At 50.9% G+C, this 6,211-nt stretch carries 5 protein-coding genes; 3 read left to right on the forward strand and 2 right to left on the reverse strand.

Translation table 11 applies throughout. The features are described from left to right. Window positions 1-338: 338 nt before the first annotated feature. Complete coding sequence (locus AB1756_01565; protein MEW5806033.1) at window positions 339-1,742, reverse strand: IS1380 family transposase; 1,404 nt, start codon at window positions 1,740-1,742, stop codon at window positions 339-341. A gap of 118 nt (window positions 1,743-1,860) precedes the next feature. On the opposite strand from AB1756_01565, the gene AB1756_01570 reads away from it, so the two are divergent. The 3 genes from AB1756_01570 (at window position 1,861) to AB1756_01580 (ending at window position 5,090) form a co-directional block, all read left to right on the forward strand. Continuing rightward, window positions 1,861-2,052 (forward strand): DUF2905 domain-containing protein, encoded by a 192-nt coding sequence (locus tag AB1756_01570; GenBank protein MEW5806034.1) that lies wholly within the window; start codon window positions 1,861-1,863, stop codon window positions 2,050-2,052. A gap of 233 nt (window positions 2,053-2,285) precedes the next feature. Then, window positions 2,286-3,338, forward strand: coding sequence for a recombinase RecA (gene recA, locus AB1756_01575; protein MEW5806035.1), 1,053 nt, complete (start codon window positions 2,286-2,288; stop codon window positions 3,336-3,338). Between the two features lie 18 nt (window positions 3,339-3,356). Continuing rightward, window positions 3,357-5,090, forward strand: a complete 1,734-nt coding sequence (locus AB1756_01580; protein ID MEW5806036.1) for a Na+/H+ antiporter NhaC family protein — start codon at window positions 3,357-3,359, stop codon at window positions 5,088-5,090. Between the two features lie 18 nt (window positions 5,091-5,108). Here the strand turns inward: AB1756_01580 and AB1756_01585 are convergent. Then, on the reverse strand, window positions 5,109-6,211 hold a 1,103-nt coding region (locus tag AB1756_01585), incomplete at its 5' end, for a fibronectin type III domain-containing protein (GenBank protein ID MEW5806037.1).

A 6,211-nucleotide genomic window follows, 5' to 3' on the forward strand; every position in this document is an offset into this window, starting at 1 on the left:
GATGAAGAGCACGAGCACCCTGCATCCATACTGGATTTTCAAAATATGGCATCCCTTTTTCAAAAAGCCCTCTCCAGAAAGCTGTTGAGATTCATTAATTGCATTTATAGCCATGACATTATTATTACCTAAATTGAGCGATTCTTTTTATGAGTGATAATTTAATCACTTGCATACCTACCTTCAAGGGCTCTGAAGCTTGGAAAGCCCATTTTGGTAAAGAAATGGAAGATTATTTTTCTTCCCAGCAGAGACCTTCGGTGCTATTCAGTGGATCTCGCTCATCTTTCAACACACTCCAGCCTCTGCCTGGTGAAAAGCAGATCTTGTATGAACAACTAGCCCCAGACGAAAGAAGGCGGCGAACCACTCTTCTGCCAGAGCTCCTGAATGCGCAGCTGTTTCCAGATCGCTTCCGGAACCTTGAGGATGATCTTCCCCGCATGGCAGACGATCTTGGCGGCAATATCGATGATCCTTCTTCTGATCGTTGTGGCATAGGCAATGACCGGCACAACAGGCTGGCAGACATCCTCCTTGAAAGTCTCGAAGAGGAAGAAAGCCACAAGCATGGTGTAGTAAAAGGCAGCATTGGGAGCAAAGCGTTTGAAGGGAAGCGTCTCGCTGGCAAAGTCCTTGAGGGCCCTGTGAACCAGTTCATCTCTGCCTCTGCTATGGTAAGATCGGATCACCTCAGTGGCCTCAAGGAGATGACCCATCCCCTCTTTCTGCAGTTGTTGATCGATGCTCTGCCCCATTCCAAGGTTGGTGTAAAGAAGGGTGTCTGGCCGGGCAAACTCAAAAAGCAGCTGCTTGTCTTCCATCAGGGGACGGCAGAAGATGGCCCGGCGGAATCTGTCCCAGCTCTGTCTGCGATCACCGAACTCCAGAAAGTTCCACGCCTGTCCATCCTTTTCCAGACGGTTCCAGAGATCATCTCCCGAACCCGACACATAGTCCTTGATATCATCGTAGAGCTTGCCCCCACAGATATAACCGATCTGGAGCTTTTCAAAGCATTCGAAAATCTTCTGATCGAAAAAGCCACTGTCCAGACGGATCACAATGGGGATGTTCGAGTGGTAGTTCTTTCGGATCAGATTCACGATATGGGTCACCATCTTCAGGACAGTGTCCCCATGATTGGAGTGCTTCTTCCCACCCCTGAAGACCGCATCAATCACAAACCGGCCCCAGGTGAGCTGCAAGGGCATGAACCCTTTGACCTTCCTGTAAGTCGGCTGGACGCCATGACGCTTTTGGGCCTCATCGTTGTCCATGACCATGGGATCAAGGCCAAGGAGAATGACGGAGGGTTTTTCTCTCTTCAGGCGCCAGAGAAACAGTCTTTGCAGCAATCTTCGAAACAGCCAGATTCGAGGCCAGGAAAAGACCTGGAAGAATCTCTTGACAGCGTGAGAGGAGAGGAGGTTCTCAGGATCACTCTCCATGGCTGCGGCATACCCGTTGTCTTCCTGAAGGGCATCAAAGTGAACCAGATGCCTGCTTGTGCCATCCAGAAAGAAACAGAACAGCTGTTTGAACATCTCACAGATCGACTGTCCTTTCCTGCTCTTGCGAATCGAGCCGAAGAGCCGTTGAAGATGAGGATACAGCTTGATCCCTCGAAGATAACGAACGAAGAGACTCAAACCACCTCTGCCGGTAAGGGTATCCGAGGTGATCTTGATGGTGTCAATGACTGGTTGGAAATTGTTTTTGATTGTGGTAAGCTTTTTCATGATGACCTCCCACCCTATGGGTTAAGGACAGCAAAGCTGCTGTCTGTTGGTTTTTTTCATAGCAACAGTATAACTCATGGGGTGGGATTTTTTTATGCTTAAAAATCGCTCAATTTAGGTGATACTCATTGGTAGCATCATCATTCTCTTTGGACTCATCCTGCTTCTCTTCGGAAAGATACCATATCTCGGCAAACTCCCAGGAGATATTCTCATCAAAAAAGGGAACTTCACCATCTACTTCCCCATCGTCACATGCATCATCATCAGCCTGATTCTTACAATCCTCATTTATCTTCTAAGACGATAGTACCGATGTCTGTACTTATTGCTTAATGGGTTGCACCAATAACATCGTGGACTAAATCCTAAATCCCTAGAGAGGCAAACTTTCAACCATGAAAAATTAAAAGGATAGTTCTGAATGTAAGAAATCGGGGGCTTGACAGGTGAAAGGGGTTAAAATACCATTTAGCACGAGCCGGAAAGAGAGCTCTGAAACTTCTTCACCGCACACAAGAAAAGTATTTGCGAGGAGAAGAAATGGTTCAGGAAAACAAGGAAAAACAGAAAGCCGTTGAGCTTGCCATATCCCACATCGAGAAGCAGTACGGCAAGGGCTCCATCATGAGACTGGGTGCTAGAGATATCATCGATATCCCCGTCATACCGACCGGGAGCATCTCTATCGACTATGCTCTGGGCGTGGGGGGAATGCCGAGGGGAAGGGTCGTAGAGATCTATGGTCCCGAAGCCTCTGGGAAGACGACTCTCGCCCTTCACGTCATTGCCGGAGCTCAGAAGCTGGGTGGAATGGCTGCCTTCATCGATGCCGAGCATGCTATGGACCCTGAGTATGCCCGGAAACTTGGCGTCAACATCGATGGCCTCTTGATCTCACAGCCTGACAGCGGCGAGCAGGCACTTGACATCGCAGAGGTCCTCGTCCGTTCTGGAGCCATCGACGTCATCGTCGTCGATTCCGTTGCCGCTCTCGTCCCGAAGGCGGAACTGGAAGGAGAGATGGGTGACTCTCACGTCGGACTTCAGGCAAGGCTGATGTCCCAGGCGCTCAGGAAACTCACCGCCCTCGTCTCGAAGTCGAAGACCTGCCTCGTCTTCATCAACCAGATGAGGGAAAAGATCGGGGTGATGTTCGGGAACCCGGAGACGACGACGGGAGGCAAGGCCCTCAAATTCTACGCTACGATAAGGGTGGACATCAGGAAGATAGCCTCCATCAAAGAGGGAGAGGAGACGCTCGGAAGCAGGACGAAGCTAAGGGTCGTAAAGAACAAGGTTGCCATCCCCTTCAAGCAGGCGGAGTTCGACATCATGTATGGTGAAGGAATCTCGAGGGAGGGAGACATCCTCGACCTGGCGTTGGCTCACAACCTCTTTGAGAAGAGCGGTTCATGGATCTCATACGGAAACATCAGGCTCGGCCAGGGGCGGGAAAACACGAAGAAGTTCCTGAAGGATAATCCCGACCTCGCCAATGAGGTAGAACACAAGCTGAGGCTCATCCTTGGCCTCATCAAGGAGAAAGAGCCCATGAAAAAGGAAGAGAAAGGGAAGCCCGCCCCAAGGGGTTGATCCAGCCCCTTCATATCTATGGTGAGGATACTGGAAAACAAGAGAGCTCTTTGTTCCAGCATTATCCTTCTGGCAATCATTCTCCCGGCGCTTTTATCTCTAATTTTTCCATCTTCTTTCTTAGCCTCTCCATCGAGCTCAATACTCTCCATCATCCCGCCGCTTCTTGCAATCGCCCTTGCCATGATCTTCAGGGAGGTCATCGCGGCTCTCCTCGGAGGAATCTACCTGGGAGCGCTATTCATTTACGGTTTCAATCCATTCACCGCTTTTGCTCGATTGATAGATACCATCTTAGTTAACAGCGTTGCCGATCGTGACCATGCCGCCATCATCATCTTCAGCCTTCTCCTCGGCGGGATGGTCGGAGTCATATCGAAATCCGGGGGAACGCAGGGAATCGCCGATGCCCTTACCAGGTTTGCCACCAGTTCCAGGAGGGGACAGCTCTCATCCTGGCTGACCGGCATGATTATCTTCTTCGATGATTACACTAGCTGTCTCATCACAGGAAATACTCTGAGACCGCTCTGCGACAGGCTCAGCGTTTCCAGGGAGAAACTTGCCTACATCGTAGATTCCACGGCTGCTCCCATCTCGAGCATCGCCATCATCTCGACCTGGATAGGATTCGAGGTCAGCCTTATCGGAGATTCTTTTAAGTCGCTTGGGATCGAAAGGGACCCGTATCAGTTCTTCCTCGCCACCATCCCCTACCGTTTCTATCCTCTCCTTGCACTCATCATCGTCGTCATCATAGCAGCAACGGGAAGGGACTTCGGACCGATGCTCAGAGCGGAAAAAAGGGCGGCAGCAGGAAAAGTTCTCAGGGACGGTGCGGTGCCTCTCGCAAGCTTTGACGTTACAGCCCTGAAGCCGGTGGCAGGAAAGCCTGCAAGGTGGCTCAACGCCCTTATCCCCGTCGGGATGGTTATTGCAGTGACGCTGCTCGGGCTCTGGTTCGATGGACTCTCGGAGATTGCCACGACGGATAGCTCCCTTACGGAAAAAAGCGCCAGGGATATTCTCTTCAGCACGTCCATCCTGAAAAATGTCGGGACCGTCTTCAGCGCAGCAAATTCCTATAATATTCTCCTATGGGCTTCACTATCGGGTGCGCTGGCTGCCATCCTCCTGGCATTCATTCAGAGGATTCTCAGCATCGGGGAATCGTTTTCAGCCCTGATGGAAGGGATGAAGTCGATGCTGATGGCAATTGTGATCCTCGTTCTCGCCTGGTCCATCAAGGTGGTCTGCGATGAGCTTCACACCGCTACATACATCGTAAGCAACCTTTCTGAAGCCATCCCCTATCACTTCCTTCCGGTCATCATCTTTATCGTGGCCTGTCTCATCAGCTTTGCCACAGGAACATCCTGGGGAACGATGGGGATTCTCATGCCGCTCACCATCCCTCTTGCCTTTGAGGTTTCCAAGGTCAACGCCATTTCTCCAGATGGTTCATATCTGCTTCTGCTCGGTTCCGTCTCATCCGTCCTCGCTGGAGCGGTTTTCGGCGACCACTGCTCTCCCATCTCAGACACGACGATCCTCTCATCTATGTCTTCATCGTGCGATCATATCGACCATGTCAGGACACAGATCCCCTATGCAGTGCTTGCTGCATTGGTGGGTATGATGGTGGGAGACATCCCTACCGCTTACGGACTATCGCCTTATGTCTCGTTAATGGCGGGAACCCTTCTTCTCTATCTCATCATCCGTTTTCTCGGGAAGAAAATCGTTGTTTGAAGTACCTCAGTTCTATCATTATTCGTTCGAAGTTCCCCCGCTGTTCTCGGCTTTCACCTTGTAATAGTAATTATCCGGTGTCACCAGGGCATCCACGTCGATATAGAAAGGTGAAGTTGGCTTGCCGATCTCCACGAAGCCTGAATCCGGCGCCAGTGATCTGTAAATCCTGTAAAAAGTCGCCGGATCATGGCTGGCATCGGATGGAGGAACATCCCACGTCAGATATGCATGCGTCTCTTTCCTGGTTACCCTGAGCGTGTCTCCGACGGGATTAGGCGGCAGCATGGATGGTGGAGTGAACGACTCGCATTCATATCTCTGACGCTCTATTCTGACATCATCCACCAGCCCTTCTATCACGGAGTCCGCCCCCGTCACGTAATCGAACCTCTCGTGCACTGTGATCCTGATTTTCATGCTGGAAGTCGAGTTAATGAAATCTGTCAGATCATAGTTCACGAGACTCCAGTTGTTGGCATTGGCATCCAGTTGTTCCACTTTTGTGTATGTCGAACCGCCGTCGTTCGAAACGTCGATCAGGAAATAGCTCGAATCGAAGTCATTGGCCTTCCAGAGGTAGAACCATCTCTGAAGGCTCATGTCGAGTGCAACGGCGCGATCACCATCGAATGTCGGTGAGATCAGCCTGACGTACCCGCCATCGACATCTCCATCCGTTGGATCGAAATTCCCCTTCGGACGAGGATTCCCAGTAACCCAGCACTTCACTCCGGGAGAAGGTGTCGTGTCATCCTCCGGCTGGACCTGGTTTTCAGCCGAGTCAGTCACACCCCATGGATCCTCCCTCACCCACAGACCATTTGTTGCAGTCGCTTCCGTCATCCATCCCATGTCGGATTCCATGTCATCGTTCAGGACGGTTACGGTTGAAAGCGTTCCGACCTTCACTTTGAATTGCGATACAGCCGAAGAGCCATTGTCATACCTTGTCTCGAGCGTGAAGATGATGTCATTCCCGCATCCTGAATCAACGGTAAAGGTGTAATGCGGAGAATCGGACTCTGCGGTTACCCCCGCCGCAATATCGGGATAAGTGGCGTAATTGTTATTGATAGTAACTCCAGTAGAAGTGGTTGTGAGGATACCTGAAACAGCGG

Source organism: Acidobacteriota bacterium, assembly GCA_040752675.1.
Classification (GTDB): domain Bacteria; phylum Acidobacteriota; class Polarisedimenticolia; order JBFMGF01; family JBFMGF01; genus JBFMGF01.

What these genes read in the sequence shown, in the direction of transcription:
- recA (MEW5806035.1), top strand. Translation starts at nt 2,286, where the DNA reads ATGGTTCAGGAAAACAAGGAAAAACAGAAAGCCGTTGAGCTTGCCATA.
- AB1756_01565 (MEW5806033.1), bottom strand. Translation starts at nt 1,742, where the DNA reads ATGAAAAAGCTTACCACAATCAAAAACAATTTCCAACCAGTCATTGAC.
- AB1756_01580 (MEW5806036.1), top strand. Translation starts at nt 3,357, where the DNA reads ATGGTGAGGATACTGGAAAACAAGAGAGCTCTTTGTTCCAGCATTATC.